Origin of the sequence: Advenella incenata, assembly GCF_004217095.1 — a bacterium.
Lineage (GTDB): Bacteria > Pseudomonadota > Gammaproteobacteria > Burkholderiales > Burkholderiaceae_B > Advenella > Advenella incenata.
In genome coordinates, this window is sequence record NZ_SHKO01000002.1 from 502,495 (window position 1) to 518,004 (window position 15,510).

Annotated in this window: 16 protein-coding genes; 13 read left to right on the forward strand and 3 right to left on the reverse strand. The window is 54.9% G+C overall.

The annotated features are described in order from the left end of the window. Nucleotides 1-21: 21 nt before the first annotated feature. Together EV681_RS13520 and EV681_RS13525 are read right to left on the reverse strand one after the other, a co-directional pair. Nucleotides 22-1,323: an NAD(P)/FAD-dependent oxidoreductase gene (locus tag EV681_RS13520; RefSeq protein ID WP_130304288.1), complete on the reverse strand. Its 1,302-nt coding sequence runs from the start codon at nucleotides 1,321-1,323 to the stop codon at nucleotides 22-24. A 130-nt stretch (nucleotides 1,324-1,453) separates the two neighbouring features. Further along, complete coding sequence (locus tag EV681_RS13525) at nucleotides 1,454-2,815, reverse strand: esterase-like activity of phytase family protein (protein ID WP_128392980.1); 1,362 nt, start codon at nucleotides 2,813-2,815, stop codon at nucleotides 1,454-1,456. 548 nt (nucleotides 2,816-3,363) lie between these two features. On the opposite strand from EV681_RS13525, the gene EV681_RS13530 reads away from it, so the two are divergent. Continuing rightward, nucleotides 3,364-4,293 carry a ZIP family metal transporter gene (locus EV681_RS13530; protein ID WP_130304289.1) on the forward strand — a complete coding sequence of 310 codons (930 nt, stop codon included), beginning with the start codon at nucleotides 3,364-3,366 and terminating at the stop codon, nucleotides 4,291-4,293. Between the two features lie 29 nt (nucleotides 4,294-4,322). On the opposite strand, the gene EV681_RS13535 is transcribed toward EV681_RS13530, so the two are convergent. Further along, complete coding sequence (locus EV681_RS13535; protein WP_207227071.1) at nucleotides 4,323-4,706, reverse strand: COG4315 family predicted lipoprotein; 384 nt, start codon at nucleotides 4,704-4,706, stop codon at nucleotides 4,323-4,325. A 291-nt stretch (nucleotides 4,707-4,997) separates the two neighbouring features. Between EV681_RS13535 and EV681_RS13540 the strand changes: the two genes are divergently transcribed. The 12 genes from EV681_RS13540 (at nucleotide 4,998) to EV681_RS13595 (ending at nucleotide 15,507) form a co-directional block, all read left to right on the forward strand. Continuing rightward, nucleotides 4,998-5,624 carry a pyridoxamine 5'-phosphate oxidase family protein gene (locus EV681_RS13540; protein WP_128392975.1) on the forward strand — a complete coding sequence of 209 codons (627 nt, stop codon included), beginning with the start codon at nucleotides 4,998-5,000 and terminating at the stop codon, nucleotides 5,622-5,624. A 236-nt stretch (nucleotides 5,625-5,860) separates the two neighbouring features. Next, a complete protein-coding gene (locus EV681_RS13545) occupies nucleotides 5,861-6,598 on the forward strand; it encodes a FadR/GntR family transcriptional regulator (protein WP_128392974.1) in 738 nt (245 codons plus the stop codon). Continuing rightward, nucleotides 6,579-7,790, forward strand: coding sequence for a mandelate racemase/muconate lactonizing enzyme family protein (locus EV681_RS13550; protein WP_128392973.1), 1,212 nt, complete (start codon nucleotides 6,579-6,581; stop codon nucleotides 7,788-7,790). The genes EV681_RS13545 and EV681_RS13550 overlap by 20 nt, the downstream gene beginning before the upstream one ends. Before the next feature lie 19 nt (nucleotides 7,791-7,809). Further along, nucleotides 7,810-8,577 carry an SDR family oxidoreductase gene (locus EV681_RS13555; RefSeq protein WP_165393048.1) on the forward strand — a complete coding sequence of 256 codons (768 nt, stop codon included), beginning with the start codon at nucleotides 7,810-7,812 and terminating at the stop codon, nucleotides 8,575-8,577. Between the two features lie 120 nt (nucleotides 8,578-8,697). Next, a complete protein-coding gene (locus EV681_RS13560; RefSeq protein WP_165393049.1) occupies nucleotides 8,698-9,657 on the forward strand; it encodes a tripartite tricarboxylate transporter substrate binding protein in 960 nt (319 codons plus the stop codon). Between the two features lie 398 nt (nucleotides 9,658-10,055). After that, complete coding sequence (locus tag EV681_RS13565) at nucleotides 10,056-10,541, forward strand: hypothetical protein (protein WP_423191210.1); 486 nt, start codon at nucleotides 10,056-10,058, stop codon at nucleotides 10,539-10,541. Beyond that, on the forward strand, nucleotides 10,541-11,047 hold the full coding sequence (locus EV681_RS13570; RefSeq protein WP_128392969.1) for a hypothetical protein: 507 nt from the start codon (nucleotides 10,541-10,543) through the stop codon (nucleotides 11,045-11,047). Before EV681_RS13565 ends, EV681_RS13570 begins: the two co-directional genes overlap by 1 nt. Before the next feature lie 385 nt (nucleotides 11,048-11,432). After that, nucleotides 11,433-12,230, forward strand: coding sequence for a quinoprotein dehydrogenase-associated SoxYZ-like carrier (locus tag EV681_RS13575; RefSeq protein ID WP_128392968.1), 798 nt, complete (start codon nucleotides 11,433-11,435; stop codon nucleotides 12,228-12,230). After that, complete coding sequence (locus EV681_RS13580; protein ID WP_128392967.1) at nucleotides 12,230-13,150, forward strand: quinoprotein relay system zinc metallohydrolase 2; 921 nt, start codon at nucleotides 12,230-12,232, stop codon at nucleotides 13,148-13,150. Before EV681_RS13575 ends, EV681_RS13580 begins: the two co-directional genes overlap by 1 nt. Before the next feature lie 8 nt (nucleotides 13,151-13,158). Then, on the forward strand, nucleotides 13,159-13,488 hold the full coding sequence (locus EV681_RS13585) for a c-type cytochrome (RefSeq protein ID WP_165393050.1): 330 nt from the start codon (nucleotides 13,159-13,161) through the stop codon (nucleotides 13,486-13,488). 91 nt (nucleotides 13,489-13,579) lie between these two features. Further along, a complete protein-coding gene (locus tag EV681_RS13590) occupies nucleotides 13,580-14,845 on the forward strand; it encodes an NAD(P)/FAD-dependent oxidoreductase (protein ID WP_128392965.1) in 1,266 nt (421 codons plus the stop codon). A 269-nt stretch (nucleotides 14,846-15,114) separates the two neighbouring features. Beyond that, on the forward strand, nucleotides 15,115-15,507 hold the full coding sequence (locus tag EV681_RS13595; protein ID WP_128392964.1) for a nuclear transport factor 2 family protein: 393 nt from the start codon (nucleotides 15,115-15,117) through the stop codon (nucleotides 15,505-15,507). Nucleotides 15,508-15,510 lie beyond the last annotated feature (3 nt).

The window sequence follows — 15,510 nt, forward strand, 5'->3', positions numbered from 1 at the left end:
ATGGCTGCCCCCGCGAAACAGTTAATGCAGCTTGACTTTGGGTGTGCTGCGTTTTAGCAGCAGGCGACCCAGGGCGACCGCACCAGTACGGGCAATACCCAGAATCGCCATGTGATGCATCAAATGCAGGCTCATGTACATCAGGCGTGCCAGCAGGCCCTCGACAAAAAGGCTTTTGCCGGTCAGCACGCCCATCAGGCTGCCTACACCCTTGTTATGACCCACGGAAACCAGCGATCCGTAATCCTTGAACATAAACGGCTTGCCGCTGCTTGCCGTGCCGTTGATGCGGGCCGACAGTTCGCCGATCAGATAGTTTGCCTGCTGATGGGCCACCTGTGCCCGGGCAGGCAGATAGCGACCCTCTTCCCATTCAACCTGGGCACAGTCGCCCATGGCATAGATTGCCGGGTCGCTGGTGCGCAGGGTTTTGTCGGCAATAACCTGGTTGATTTTATTGGTTTGCAGGCCCAGTTCCGTCAGAAAGGCCGGCGCCTTGATGCCTGCTGCCCATACCGTCAGGTCGGCCGGATACCGGTTGTCGTTGGAGTCGGTCAGGCTTTTTTCCTGTACGGCCGCCACCAGCACCGATGTCTTGACGGTGATGCCGCGTTGCTTGAGTAGTTTTGTGGCTGCTGCCGATGTTTTTTCGGGAAGGGCCGCAAGTATGCGAGGGCTGCCTTCGAGCAGCGTGATGTGAATATCTTCTTCAGGATTGAGTTCGTTGATGCCATAGAAGCCCAGATTCTTTCCTGCTTCCAGCAGTTCTGCTGCCAGCTCGACGCCGGTTGCTCCGCCACCAACAATGGCAATATTCAGAGAGTGCCCGGGGTCGGTTGTTTTACGCTGATCGGCGGCAACCAGCTCACGCAGAAATTTCAGGCGAAATTTTTCGGCCTGTTCCGTGGAGTCCAGCGCGGTAGCGTATTCTTCGGCGCCCGGCGTATTAAAGAAATTCGAGCGACTGCCGACGGCGAGCACGAGGGTGTCATACGGCAGGTCTCTGGCTGCAAATACTTCTTCCCCTTCGTTATAGACTGCTTTGACGTGAATGCTGCGGGCCTGCCGGTCGATGGCGTCCATTTCGCCAGGCACGAACGTGAATCCGTGGTCTTTGGCCAGCATGGCATAAGACAGCCCTTCACGATGAATATCCAGCGTACCTGATGCCACTTCATGCAGCGACGGCTTCCATATATGGAACACGCCTGCATCTACCAGAAAAATGTGTCGAGGACCGAACTTGCGTCCAAGTTTGGCAGCCAGTTCCAGGCCGCCCGCGCCACCACCGACTATGATGATCCTGTGTTCCGGTATTTGCATCGTAATTTCCTGATGTTTCAGTTGAAATAGAATGGACTTGTTTCATTCTAGTAGAAAAACGCCAGGACAGGCAGATAAAAGCCGGCCTTCTTGTGTGAAGGCCGGCCTGGCTATGCCTGGAGCGGACCAGTTATTTGGCCTGCAACAGTTCGGGTGTTTTCAGCAGGATGAGCTCATTGTCGTCCTGCTTGTTGGGCTCCCTGCTGGACGAAAAAGGGAAGTTGTTATCGTTACCCACAACGATATGTTCGCTGTCAACAATATCGACATTCTCGATGGTAAAGAACGGGAATTGCAGCACGCCGTTAGTCAGGGGCTTGCGCGCCACCTTGGATGGATCTGCAATGTTCAGCAGATCAATGTACGCGACTTTGCGTACCGGCTTGCCTGCATTCTCAGGCCCGAACTGGACTTTGTAAACACGTTTGAATTTGGGCAGATCGGCAAAGCAGGTCCGAGGATCGTCGCCTTGCTTGCAAGCTTTGTCCGGTGTGCCTTCGCCATTGTCCCGTTCGATGATCAGGCCCGTCGTGGCGTCGATCATATTGAAGTCGCCAATGGCGTGATGTGCCGCCTCCAAAGGATATAACCAGGAGCGGCCGGTCCATTTTTCTGCAGCAACATCAAACTCCAGTACGCGCAGTACAGTCTTGCCATCGGATGATTCCCAGGCTTTCTGGCCTTCATCCCAGACCGGGCCTTCCAGCAAGGGATACAGATATTTGCCATCGGACGAGGCTGCCATCCCCTCGAATCCCTTGGAGCGTTTCAGATTGACGTCTTTATAACTTTCCCCGGGCGCGCCGGGCGTAGCAACCAGATAATTGTCGGGCGATTGAATTTTACGACCGTCAACTTCTGTTTCGAAGACAGCCTGAACCTTGCCGTCAAGATCCGCCTTAATGAGAAATGGACCGAATTCCTCGCCCATCCACAACGTATTGTCGATAATCTGAAAGCTTTCCGTATCAAAGTCGGAACCGGTCAGATAGCGTTGCGTCGTACCTTCGTTCACAATGCGAAAGGGTACTTTCTTGTCAGGGTCACTCAGAAACACGGATTTTAGGTGCTTAAATTCTCCAGATTTCCAATCGATAGTGTATTGATTCAGATACAACATGGAGTCTGGCGAGTTCGCTTTGTTGCCGGAGCCGTTATCGGTCAGGATCCAGACACTACCGTCTTTCATTACCTGAATGCCGGAGTGGCCCTGCAGGGGCTGGCCGGAGATCGGCAGGCTGATGCCGGTCTCGCGACCATTTGACGTGCCCATGACGGACGCCGGCTTGTCAACGCGTTTGCGCGTGGTGTATTTGCCAGCTGACTTGAGATCTTCCGGGGCATTATCCGGCGCCGCAATGGTGCTGTTGGCCGGCAAGATGGCGTGCCCTTCGAGAACGGCAGGCACTTCGGTCTGCGCCTGTGCGATGCTGCTGACTGCGGCCAGACCGAGCGCCAGTGCCAGCGCCGAAAAACGATATCGGAATGTCATGGAATGCTTCCTGCATGAAGTTGGAAAGCCGCAAGAATATAGGAGCAGTATGACAGGTGTGTGTAAGTTCGATTCAGGGGCATGGCACAGCAGTCTGCTTTGTGTCGCGGTGCCAGGTATATTGCCTATTGCTCCTGATCGCGCGGGTGACAGAGCCGCTATCTGGGCCCGGGCGTTCAGGATGGGAAAATGCAAACGCCGCGCTATTGTGCCGGAATGCCAATGCGGGCGTTCGTCACCGTCTTAAGCCACAATAGGTGTTCGTCGGCAACCACTTTTTTGAGCTTGTTGTCTTTGACCAGTGGCATGAACCTTGTCACGCTGTCGGGCTTCTCACCCACCATGTTGACTGGTTTGTTTATGTGCGCAAAGGTGTTCCATGTATGGATAAATTTGGTCTGGTGGCCATCGGGCAGTTTTCGGCCGGCGTGAGTTCGTGATTGCCAGAGTTTCGCACGCAGTCGTTGCGATAAATTTAAATAGCAGATACCAGTTTGTTACTATGTGTTTGATTGTCTGCATCCGATTTTCCAGGTATTAAGGTAAAAATGAATACGAATGATGTCGCACAACAGTCTTTATGGCAGGCCTGGATACTCCAGGCCCGTAATAATCCGCGAGTCACGACAGGTCTGCTGCTCGCGGGAGCATGCCTGTTGATATTGCTGCTGGCCGGCACCTATCGGGCCCTGACTTCGGTTGACGATACCGCCTTTGAATATGCGCTAGTCGGCGGTTTTGCCGGATTCGGTGCCACCGCGCTGGGTGCGCTGGCTGCATTCGGTTTGCGCAGCATCCCGGTGCGTACCCAGGATACGATGCTGGGGTTCGCCGCAGGCATGATGCTGGCGGCCAGTTCATTTTCCCTGTTGTTGCCTGGATTGGAGGCGGCCCAGGAAATCACGGGCAGTGCGCTGCTGGGTTCTGCTGTGGTGGTGCTGGGGCTGGCGTTTGGCGTGTTGCTGATGCTGGGGCTGGATTATTTCACGCCGCATATGCACCAGGAGCTGGGCACCCAGGGACCCGAGTACAAACGTCTTAACGGCGTTTGGCTCTTCGTGCTGGCCATTGTTTTGCACAATTTACCCGAGGGCATGGCCATCGGGGTCAGTTTTTCCAAATCCGATATGACGGTTGGGTTGCCGCTGACAACGGCGATTGCCATTCAGGACATTCCGGAAGGCCTGGCCGTGGCACTTGCCCTGCGGGCTATCGGGATGCCGGTAGGGCGGGCAGTGTTGCTTGCCGCCGCGTCCGGCGTGATGGAACCGCTCGGTGCCATTGTGGGGGTGGGGATGTCCAGCGGTATGGCTGTGGCCTATCCAATGAGTCTTGGGCTGGCAGCCGGTGCAATGATATTTGTGGTATCCCATGAGGTCATACCGGAAACGCATCGCAATGGCCACCAGACTTTTGCCACCATCGGGCTGATGGCGGGGTTTGCCGTCATGATGTTTTTGGATACCGCGTTGGGCTGATCAGCTGTGCCGGTACCCATTGATCACAACTACGGTTTGATGACGTGCCAGACGTCCTTGACGCCATCGCCGGTCATGTCGCCCGGTTTGCTGTCTTTCTTGAACAGGTATAGCGGCTGTCCCTTGTATGCCCATTGTGACTGGTCGCCATCACGTTTGACTACATCGTAATCGCCGGATTTTTTATCTTCCGCTGTGGCCATCAATGGAGGCCAGTTCTCTGCGCATTGTCCCGAGCATGCACTTTTCCCCGGGGTTTCTTTGTCCTTGTCAAAGGTGTACAACGTCATGCCTTTGCTGTCGACCAGTACGCCATTTTCAGTTTTGACCGGTGGTTCGCCCGCCTGGGCTGCGCTGCCGACAAAACCCGCACCGGCCAGGGCCAATATGCAGGACAGTAGTGCTTTGTTCATGAGAGTCTCCTTGAAGATGATCGCCGCCGCCGGCGATACATAGCAAAGGATACGCCTTATCGGATTAATTGCATATGGCATGGTAAGGGCATGGCGGATTTTTTTTGCCGCCAGCAGCTCGCACTGTGACAAGTGTATGCCTTTATCTCAATTGCTATTTTTATAGATAAATGATTGTCTTTGCGGCCATGGCGATCTGCTCTGGATTTGGTCACAGTAAGGCAACGGTAAAGGCGTAGTATAGTAGGGCCTTATTTCCTTTTGCATATCGTTTTTCCGGAGAACCTGCCGATGACCTTCAATGATCCCCACCACATTGGCACCATAGAACAATTGACCACTTTGTTTGGTACGCCTGGCGAGGCGTCACTGAAAAAGGAGGTGGACCATATCCATCCATTATACCGGCCACTGATCGAGGCATCTCCATTTGCTATTCTGGCCACCAGTGGCCCCGACGGGCTGGATGCGTCTCCGCGTGGTGATCCTGCCGGGTTTATCCACATTGAAGACGAACACACGCTGTTGCTGCCTGAACGGCGGGGTAACAATCGCATCGACAGCTTGCGCAATTTGCTCGCTGATCCCCGTTTGGCCGTCCTGTTCCTGGTTCCCGGCATGGGAGAAATGCTGCGCGTCAACGGTACCGCGCACATCAGCGTCGCGCCGCCATTGCTGCAACGCCTGGCCATGCACGACAAGCCGCCGCAATGCGTGATTGTCATGAAAGTGGAGCGGGTCTTTTTTCAGTGTGCCCGCGCCATTCAGCGCTCCGGTTTGTGGAATCCGGCGCCTGCACGTGACCAATTGAATGTGCCAACAGCGGGCACGATTCTGGCGGGCCTGACCCACGCGCAGATTGACGGTGAAAAATATGATCGTGAGCTGCCGCAACGCCAGCGCGATACGCTGTATTGAATGCGCCAGGGTGGCAGTTCAAATTTTGAAAAGCGTTTGCCAATACTGATGTTCCTGCATTGACCGGGCCTGGTCCGTCTTTGCGCGGGCATTCCACCGGCGGTCAAGATAAGCCGACAGCTAAAACCAGCAACCCTTTCGTGTGACAAACAGAGCCACCGCTGGACTGGCAGTTCCGTTTGGATAAGGGTAACTACTATTATATTTCAATCATCATACGTATTATGATTGTGATCATGATACCTCGACAAACAATACATGATGACGTTCTAAACCGCCTGGGCGCAGATATCTGCACCGGGGTATATCCCGCCGGGACAGTGCTGCCGCCGGAGCCGGACCTGTGCGATCTGCTGGGCGTAAGCCGCATTGTCGTGCGGGAAGCGGTCAAGTCGCTCAGCGCGCGCGGCCTGGTTACGGTGCGTCGCCGTACTGGCACACTGGTGCAATCATCGGAAAACTGGCAGCTTTTTGATCCCAAGGTTGTCGTCTGGCGCGCCAGCACGGGCATGATCGATGAAAAGTATATTGCCGATCTCATGGAGCTGCGGCGCGTGATTGAACCGGCCGCCGTTCGGTACGCGGCACAACGGGCCAGCGCCGAAGATCTTGCGCTGATGCGCCATCATTTGGATGCCATGGCAAATGCAATTAATGGCAAGGGCGAGTATGTGCCGGCAGATCTGGCTTTCCATGGCGCCATTCTGGATGCTTGCCATAACCAGTTCCTGCGTCAAATGCAGCAGGCAATCAATGTGATTCTTGAAGTCAGCTTTGATTTATGCATACAGGTGCCGGACGGACCGGCGCGTTCCCAACCTTTGCACGAGGCACTGCTTAGCGCTATTGCTGCACGCGACCCTGTGCAGGCGGAACAGGCCGTGCTGGAAATTATCGAGCGTGCGGAAAACGATTTGCATGCCAGTGTAAATAAATCAATGGTGATCAATTCTCATGAAAATAACCAAAATTGAAACGCTGCGTACCCAGGAATTTTTCAACGTCATTTGGGTGCGCATTCATACCGACAGCGGCGTGGTGGGGCTGGGCGAAACCTTCTATGGTGCCGGGGCCGTGGAGGCGCATATACATGAGACCCTGGCCATCCGTTTGCTGGGCCAAAACCCATTGCACATTGAAGCCTTGCATAAGGAAATGCTGAACCTGCCCATGGCGCAATCGTCTACCGGGGCGGAATACCGAGCGGCGTCGGCCATTGATATAGCGCTTTGGGATCTGTTTGGCAAAGTCTGTAACCAGCCTGTGCATCAAATGCTCGGCGGGCTATGCCACGACAAAATCAGGGTGTACAACACGTGTGCCGGCTACAACTATGTGAGATCGAAAAATATCAAACCGGTGTCCAACTGGCAGATCAACAAAGGGCAGGAAGGTCCTTATGAAGATCTGGATGGTTTCATGAACCGTGCCGATGAACTGGCGCTGGACCTGCTTGAGCAGGGCATCACCGCCATGAAAATCTGGCCGTTCGATCCGCCGGCCATTGAGAACAAGGGTTTGTTCATTGATGCCCGGCAGATGAAAAAATCGCTGGAGCCGTTTGAAAAAATTCGCAAGGCGGTCGGCGACAAAATGGACATTATGGTGGAGTTTCATTCCTTGTGGAATTTGCCCGCCGCCAAGGAAATCGCACGCGCCATAGAGCCGTATGCGCCACGTTGGTATGAAGATCCCATTCGCATGAATTCACCACAGGCATTGGCCGAATACGCAAGGTCTACGCCAGTCTGGGTGTGCGCGAGCGAAACCCTGGGCTCCCGTTACCCATACAAGGATATGCTGGAGCGCGATGCCGTGCATGTGGTGATGGTTGACCTGTGCTGGAGTGGTGGATTGACTGAGGGCCGCAAAATAGCTGCGCTTGCCGAGACCTGGCATAGGCCTTTTGCTCCGCACGATTGCATCGGGCCAGTGGGCTTTGCGGCCGCGGTGCATTGTTCGTTCAGTCAGCCCAACACGCTGATCCAGGAGTCGGTACGCGCCTTTTACAAGGGTTGGTACAACGAACTGGTGACCGCCGTACCGCGCATTGAAAACGGCTATGTTTTTCCGATGGAGGGACCTGGCCTGGGCGTGGAGTTACGCGACGAAGTATTCGAGCGGGAAGACTTGACGATTCGCGTCAGCACCCCGGAATCACTATAAGGATAGAGAAGAAGAAATCATGTCTGAATTATTCAATTTAAACGGAAAGACAGCGCTTGTCACCGGCTCTTCGCGCGGGCTGGGATTTGCCTTTGTCCAGGCCTTAGCTGAACATGGGGCCGATGTCATCCTTAATGGCACCCGCGTAGATCGCCTTGAACAGGCGGCGCAGCTGATCACCGACCGGGGCTTCCGCGCCGACACACTGGCCTTCGATGTGGCCGATGAACATGCGGTGGTCGCCGCATTTGAGTCGCTGGATCGTCAGAACAGGCAAGTAGATATCCTCATTAATAATGCCGGCATTCAGCTCAGGAAGCCGTTGACCGAGCTGGCGGTGGCCGAATGGCATCGTGTGCTCGACACCAATCTGACCAGTGCCTTTCTGGTGGGGCGTGAAGCGGCAAAACGCATGATTGCCCGTGGCAATGGCGGCAAAATCATCAATATTGGTTCGCTGACCAGTGAGTGCGCCCGTGCGACGGTCGCGCCCTACACCGTTTCCAAGGGTGGCATCAAAATGCTGACGCGCGCGATGACGGCCGAATGGGCCGCGCACAAGATTCAGATCAATGCCATCGGCCCTGGATATATGGCAACCGATATGAACGAAGCGCTGTTGAACAATCCGCAATTTGATGGCTGGGTGAAGAGCCGAACGCCGGCCGGTCGTTGGGGATTACCGGAAGAGCTGGCTGGCGCTGCGATTTTTCTGGCCTCACGCGCTTCCGACTACGTGAACGGTCAGATCATTTACGTGGACGGCGGCATGCTGGCCGTCCTGTAAGGGTTTTGTTATCTCAGTCCAATGGAAGTATCAACTTGGGTTGGTGAGTTCAATGGCGGGCCAGGTCACAGGAGAAAACGGGTTTTGGCGCGTCGCATCCCGAACACGAAGGAGACAATAATGAAATGGACAAATGCAATAACGCTGGTGATTCTCGCTGTGGCCGGCATGACGGGCGGGCAGGCGCAGGCCGACTATCCAGATCATCCGGTGGAACTGATCGTGCCGTCGTCACCGGGAGGCGGTACCGATTTGATGGCGAGGGTGATCGCCGAGGTGTCAGCCAAATATATGAAACAGCCGTTTGTCGTCAGCAACAAGCCCGGTGCCGGCGGCGGTATCGGCATGGGAGAGGTCCGGCGTGCAAAGCCGGATGGGTACAAGGTTGCCGTGCTTATTTCAGAGTTGGCGATTTTGCCTCATTTGAAGATGATCCCTTTTACAGAACAGGATTTTGTGCCGATTGCGCGCCTTAACGGGGATCCGGGCACGATTGTTGTGAAATCGGATGCCCCGTGGAAAAATGTTCAGGACCTGATTGGAGCTGCCAGGCAGAATCCTGGTGGTGTCTCCCTGGGCAATGCCGGGGTCGGAACAATCTGGCATCTGGCGGCCGCAGCGATCGAACGTGACCAGCATGTTATCTTCAATAATATTTCTTTCCAGGGGGCTGCTCCCAGCGTGACCGCATTGCTTGGTGGGCATGTTCAGGCCATTGTCGTCAGCCCGGTGGAAGTCAATTCCTATATACGATCGGGCCAACTGAGAATGCTGGGGGTCATGACAGACGCGCGCCTTGCCGGAGAATACGCGAAAGTGCCGACATTGAAGGAAGGCGGGATCAATGTGACTGTAGGCACATGGCGCGGTTTGGGGGTGCCCAAGAATACGCCTGAAAATGTTGTGGCGCGATTGCGCGATGTCAGCAGGAAAATTGTCGAAGATCCTAAATTCAAAGAAGGGATGGCACACGCCAATCTGGCCGTCTCATATCAGGAAGGTCCCGCGTTCGCTAAATTCATGGCACAGCAGTCCGATTATTTCAAGGGACTTATTGCGACGGTGGACATGAAAAAATAGCCGGCACACTTTATGCAGATATTGATATATCTGCAAGCGTACCTAGGCGGGCGCGTTGGATCATACGCCCGTGCTGCCATTGGTTCAGGTTTTTCTTTGAAACGGGCCACAAGCGATGCGCCATCCAAAACCAGGCCTGCCAGCCCCGTTCGCCAACCGATCATGGCAGCGGGGCGCCCGGCCAACATCTGATTACAACTTCCTGACGGTTCTTGATGTTCAATCGGTGTCTGATACCAATATAATGCACTTTATCAACAAATCAACATAAGTGCATGATTTTGCGCAGATTAAATATTTTATACATGTTTTCGTTTTGTGCACCCCGCCGTGTCGGGCCACATCCTGGTCGCGCGGGTTTCCTGCGTCGCCACTGTATCGCGCTCAAGCTGCTGGGTATGTCATGTGTGATGGGGCTGGCGGGCTGCCAGTCGCTGGTGCTGGAGGGCTCTTCGGCTGGTGCCGGGATTGCCGGCGCCGCGCTTGCCCAAAAAGTCACAGACAACGCGGCGGTTACCACCGGTATCGGCGTGGGCGTTCAGGCGGCCACCCGCTCTGCCGTGCAATACGTGCAGCGAGAAATGCATGGCTATACCCAGGAAGTGATCGCCACTGCGGCCGGCAAGCTCAAAGAAGGTGAGGTGGCCAACTGGAAGTCGATTCATTCCATCCCCATGGAACCCAATGAGCAGGGCCGGGTGACGGTCAGTCGTGCCATCAGCCAGGGTCTGCTCGAATGCAAGGAAATTGTTTATTCGGTCGACAGTGAAGAAAATTCTATGCCCCGCAACGAATTTTATGTCGCATCGATCTGCAAGGATGGGCCACGCTGGGCGTGGGCCACGGCAGAGCCTGCAGTCAGCCGCTGGGGAGCTTTGCAGTAATGCGGTTACGTGCCAATCTTGCAATAATCACACTTGGCGTTTGTGCCGCTGCCAGTCTGGCCGGTTGTTCGGTGATTGCAACGCTGCCGGGCCTTACTGCCGGTGCGGCGACATCATCGGTAACGGGCAATCCTGCGCTGGGCCTGACTGTAGCGATTGCCACCAACGCCGCAGTGGATGCCGGCGTCAAATATGTAATGAAGCGGTTCAGTGCAGCAGAGCAGCAGGAAATTGCAAATGCAATTGCGCAGAGCGTACCTGGAGAAGAGCGACGCTGGCAGGTGGAACAACCTGTGCCATACGGAAACAACAAGGGTCGCACAATCGTGGTGAGCGAATCAGTCAATGCGCTGACAACCTGCAAAAAAGCCCTGTTCTCGGTAGAGGACACGATAGATGGCAAGCCAGCCGAGCACTGGTACACGCTGGATGTCTGCAAAAGCGGACAGTATTGGGTATGGGCGCAGGCAGAACCATCGGTCAAGCGCTGGGGATCGTTGCATTGATAGGCCATGCGTCCAGGTCATGCACCCAGGTCATGCAATAACCGGACCTGATTTATCCGGTACGCATTGCGACCTGTGCCTGCATGCGTGAAGGCAACAACGTCAATCTTAAATAGCAGCCTGTGCCGGGCAAACCTGCTATTTAGCCAACCGCCGGCCAGCGTGCGCTGCAATAGCGCACCGGGCGAATATCCGCTGCTTTTCCTCTTTTTCCTGCAATCTGTGCGTTCCTGTATCAGCCAGGCAATTCGATGTATATTGTTATAGTCATGTCTGCCAGGGTCGTTTAGAACCACAGCAAAATCACAGTATAAAAAATGCCCCGCGCGCCAATCACGATGCGGTAAAGTACAGAGAACGGAACATGTTCATTGAGGAGGTTCACATGTTACGCAAATCAGTCATGCTGATCAGTTCTGCCATGATCATATCGCTGCCCTCGCACTCGCTGGCTGGGGTCGATGCGCCTGCCTGGGACAAAGTAAACAGCAGTTTTTTTTCCGGAAAAAAGCTTGAGGACGGCCCCTTTATTCATATTGCCGCGCCCAAAAGGGCGGCCAGCGGCGCGCAGGTGCCGTTTGCGTTTTCCATAGACTATCCGTCAACCAAGGATGACTACATCAAGAATGTGACACTGGTTGTCCCGGAAAATCCTGTGCCGTTGACCGCTGTCTTTCACTTTACGCCGGAAAGCGGCAAGGTCGATATTGCTACCCGCATTCGGCTTGAAGTAGATGACTACGTTCACGTTGTCGCAGAAACCAGCGATGGTCGCTATTTTCGCAACGCGGTGCCGGTCAAGGCATCGGGCGGCTGTGGCGGCACGGTCGGTGGCGATGCTGATGCCGCCAGGCAAACTGCCGGACAAATGAAGCTGGCCGCTGTCGATCCCATTGCTGCCGGCAAACCGGCGCAGGGACGGTTGATGATACGTCATCCCATGAACACCGGTTTGCAGCGCGAACTGATGACTCAGGGTTTTCGTCCGGCCTATTTCATCAAGAAGATAGACATCCGCTATAACGATAAACCGATAATGCAGGCGGACACGTATATCGGTATCAGCGAAGATCCGAATTTCCGGTTTTTCTTCGTACCTGATAAAAGCGGGAAACTCACGGTGTTAGCAGAGGACAACGAAGGTAAACACTTTCGTCATGAAACAGATGTGAAGGTGCAGTAATGCGTTCCGTTTTTTTTCGGTTCGCGTTGCCATGGGCGATGACCGTGGCCTGCGCTGTGGCCACCGCAGCACCGCTGCAAATGTATGAAATAGCGCCGGGGGTCTATGTGCATCAGGGTGCGCATCAGGATTTTGATGATGCCAATTACGATGGTGATATTGCCAATATCGGGTTCGTGGTTGGCAAACAGGCTGTGGCAGTGATCGATACGGGTGGCTCTTTCGATATTGGCAGTGCGCTAGCGCAGGCCGTGGCAAAGACCACCGAATTGCCGATCCGCTATGTCATCAATACCCATGTTCACCCCGATCATATTCTGGGAAATGCGGCGTTTGCCGACGACAATGTCCAGTTTGTCGGGCATGCCCAACTGGCGGCAGTCATGTATGAAAGCCAGGACACCTATCTGCGCGAGGCACCAGCCCGCGCAGACGGGGGCAAGAACTCGCTTGTCCTGCCAACCTTCAAGGTCTCCGAACCGCAACGGCTGGACCTGGGCGGGCGAACCCTGTTGCTGCAAAGCTGGGGTCCTGCGCACAGCACTACAGATCTGACTGTTCTTGACGAACAGACAGAAACGCTATGGACCGGAGATCTGCTGTTCACAGAACGCACGCCTTCCGTTGATGGCGATGTCAAGGGCTGGATCCAGGCTATACAGACCATCCAACAGAAGCCGGTAGCACGACTGGTGCCCGGGCATGGTCCCAGTCCGAAAGACCAGGCCGCGGCCTGGGATGCGCAGCGACGCTATTTGCTGACACTGCAGTCAGATATTGCTCAGGGCATCGATAAGGGTCAGGATATGAGCGAAGTTATGCAACACGCGGCCGCCCAGGAAAAGGATAAATGGCAGCTTTTTGATGTTATCAATCCGCGCAATGTGAATGTGTTGTTTCCGAAAATGGAATGGCAGTAGGGCCGAGCATGATCACAGGAACCAGAATTACCACGCGCTTATGGCCCCTGGCTTTGCTGTTGGGCACCACGCATGCCATGGCACAGGCGCCACAACCTGATCTGCACATTCGTGTCCTGGCCGCGTCCTGCGCTGCATGCCATGGGACGAACGGAGTCAGCGCATCGGGGACACCAAGTTTGGCGGGGATGTCTTCTACGCAATTTCTGTCAAGCATGATGGCGTTTCGCACCAGCAAGACAGGCACAGATGTCATGACGCAACATGCCCGCGGCTTGACTGCAGATGAAATTGACCGCCTGGCCATCTATTTCGCAGCTTTACCTGCACCTCGATGAGCAATGCCTGTCCTCAGTTTGTTTCAATTGCAATAGAGATCGGGCTGCATCATGACTTGTGGCATTTCAGTTTACAGACGGAACATAAACGATGAAGCGCAGGGAATTTATTAATACCTTGGGGGCAGCCTGGCTTGGTGCCGCAGTTTGGCCGTTGAGCGCGAGCGCTGCGCGCAGCCTGCGGCAGGCGCGTGTAGTCATTGTGGGGGCGGGTTTTGCAGGTGCGACGGTGGCAAAATACCTGCGCATGTGGAGCGAATATCAACTGCCGGTCACGCTGATTGAACAAAATGCGCAGTTTGTTTCCTGTCCGACCAGCAATCTGGTGCTGGGCGGTTCTGTTTCGCTGTCGGCGATTACCCGCTCCTATGACAACCTGATTCGCAAGCATGGTGTGAACGTGCGCCAGGAAACGGTGCTGGCAATAGACGCGGACCGCAAGCAGGTGCGTACTGCTACCGGTTCAGTGTCCTATGATTTTCTGATTATGGCGCCGGGCATCAGTTTTGACTATTCGCAGTTACCTATGACGCAGACCGACGCCGCAAAAGCGCGTGTGCCTCATGCCTGGAAAGCCGGTCCGCAAACGCAGGCACTGGCCCGGCAATTGCAGCATATGCGCAAGGGAGGCGTTTTTGCCATCACGGTGCCGCCGCTACCGTATCGCTGTCCTCCCGGACCTTACGAACGGGCTTGTCAGGTGGCGTGGTATCTCAAACAGCATAACCCAACAGGCAAGGTGCTGGTCCTGGATGCCAATCCCGGCATTACTTCCAAGCGCGCGTTGTTTGAGCGCAATTGGGCCGAGCAGTACGCGGGGCTGATAGACTACCAGCCCGGCAGCGAGCTGTCCGCCATAGATGTTGACAGCAGGACCGTCAAAACGGTCTTCGATACCTGGAAGACTGATGTATTGAATGTGATTCCGCCCCAGGCTGCAGGTCGGCTGGCGCTCGATACCGGGTTATCCAATGGCGAGGGCCGCTGGTGCGATGTCGATTTTGTGACGTATGAGTCACGCAAGGTGCCTGGTGTGCATTTGCTGGGCGATTCCGTCGATTCGGGTCTGCCCAAGTCGGCTCATATCGCCAACTCCCAGGCCAAGGTATGCGCCAGCAGCATCATTGCGCGACTGGCCGACGTTCAACCAGATCCGCTTCCGGTCTTTGCCAATACCTGCTACAGCTACGTAGACGAGATATCGGCCATGCATGTGGCCAATGTCTACCGTTATGACCCGGAAAAAATGGATATGGTCTCGGCCGAAGGTGGCGGCCTGTCGGCGTATCCTTCCGAAAATGAGGGCGTCGATGCACGTTCCTGGGCTAAAAATATCTGGAGCGACACGCTGGACTGACTGGACTTATGTGCGTTTATGCCGTTGTTTCTGTCTGCTGGCCCTGCCCCGGAATAACTCAGCGCACAATTGGCGTGCACCCCATGCACTACCAGCGGGCGAGCTGATACGCTGCAATGCCCGGTTGCTTGGTGCTGGCGCACAACTGTGCAATTGTGGCTCATTATAGGCCCCTGGATCTGGACTCAACGAAGTGCGGAAACTGGACCTAGACCGCCAGGCAAACTTCTTCTATCTTTGATTGAAATATCAAAGCAGGAGAATGCAAAATGAGTAACGCGGTAAATATCCAGACCCTTGAGGCCTTTTCCCAGGCGTGGAACGACCATGACATTGAAGCCCTGATGTCGTTCATGCATGACGACTGTGTTTTCGAAACTGTGGCCGGCGACCAGGTTTGCGGCAACCGGATCGAAGGACGCGACGCTGTAAGAAAGGCTTTTCAGGCTGCCTGGGAAAACATTCCAGACGCGCAATGGCGCAATGGCAAGCACTGGATCAGTGGCGATCGTGGGGTATCGGAAACGACGTTTACCGGCACTCAGAAAGATGGCACTCGCATTGAGGCCAATATGGTGGACCTGTTCACATTCAAAGACGGAAAGATTCTTGTGAAGAATGCATTTCGCAAGAACCGTCCTGCAATTGCGGCCGGAAAATAGGCG

What these genes read in the sequence shown, in the direction of transcription:
- EV681_RS13520 (WP_130304288.1), bottom strand. Translation starts at nt 1,323, where the DNA reads ATGCAAATACCGGAACACAGGATCATCATAGTCGGTGGTGGCGCGGGC.
- EV681_RS13525 (WP_128392980.1), bottom strand. Translation starts at nt 2,815, where the DNA reads ATGACATTCCGATATCGTTTTTCGGCGCTGGCACTGGCGCTCGGTCTG.
- EV681_RS13530 (WP_130304289.1), top strand. Translation starts at nt 3,364, where the DNA reads ATGAATACGAATGATGTCGCACAACAGTCTTTATGGCAGGCCTGGATA.
- EV681_RS13535 (WP_207227071.1), bottom strand. Translation starts at nt 4,706, where the DNA reads ATGAACAAAGCACTACTGTCCTGCATATTGGCCCTGGCCGGTGCGGGT.
- EV681_RS13540 (WP_128392975.1), top strand. Translation starts at nt 4,998, where the DNA reads ATGACCTTCAATGATCCCCACCACATTGGCACCATAGAACAATTGACC.
- EV681_RS13545 (WP_128392974.1), top strand. Translation starts at nt 5,861, where the DNA reads ATGATACCTCGACAAACAATACATGATGACGTTCTAAACCGCCTGGGC.
- EV681_RS13550 (WP_128392973.1), top strand. Translation starts at nt 6,579, where the DNA reads ATGAAAATAACCAAAATTGAAACGCTGCGTACCCAGGAATTTTTCAAC.
- EV681_RS13555 (WP_165393048.1), top strand. Translation starts at nt 7,810, where the DNA reads ATGTCTGAATTATTCAATTTAAACGGAAAGACAGCGCTTGTCACCGGC.
- EV681_RS13560 (WP_165393049.1), top strand. Translation starts at nt 8,698, where the DNA reads ATGAAATGGACAAATGCAATAACGCTGGTGATTCTCGCTGTGGCCGGC.
- EV681_RS13565 (WP_423191210.1), top strand. Translation starts at nt 10,056, where the DNA reads ATGTCATGTGTGATGGGGCTGGCGGGCTGCCAGTCGCTGGTGCTGGAG.
- EV681_RS13570 (WP_128392969.1), top strand. Translation starts at nt 10,541, where the DNA reads ATGCGGTTACGTGCCAATCTTGCAATAATCACACTTGGCGTTTGTGCC.
- EV681_RS13575 (WP_128392968.1), top strand. Translation starts at nt 11,433, where the DNA reads ATGTTACGCAAATCAGTCATGCTGATCAGTTCTGCCATGATCATATCG.
- EV681_RS13580 (WP_128392967.1), top strand. Translation starts at nt 12,230, where the DNA reads ATGCGTTCCGTTTTTTTTCGGTTCGCGTTGCCATGGGCGATGACCGTG.
- EV681_RS13585 (WP_165393050.1), top strand. Translation starts at nt 13,159, where the DNA reads ATGATCACAGGAACCAGAATTACCACGCGCTTATGGCCCCTGGCTTTG.
- EV681_RS13590 (WP_128392965.1), top strand. Translation starts at nt 13,580, where the DNA reads ATGAAGCGCAGGGAATTTATTAATACCTTGGGGGCAGCCTGGCTTGGT.
- EV681_RS13595 (WP_128392964.1), top strand. Translation starts at nt 15,115, where the DNA reads ATGAGTAACGCGGTAAATATCCAGACCCTTGAGGCCTTTTCCCAGGCG.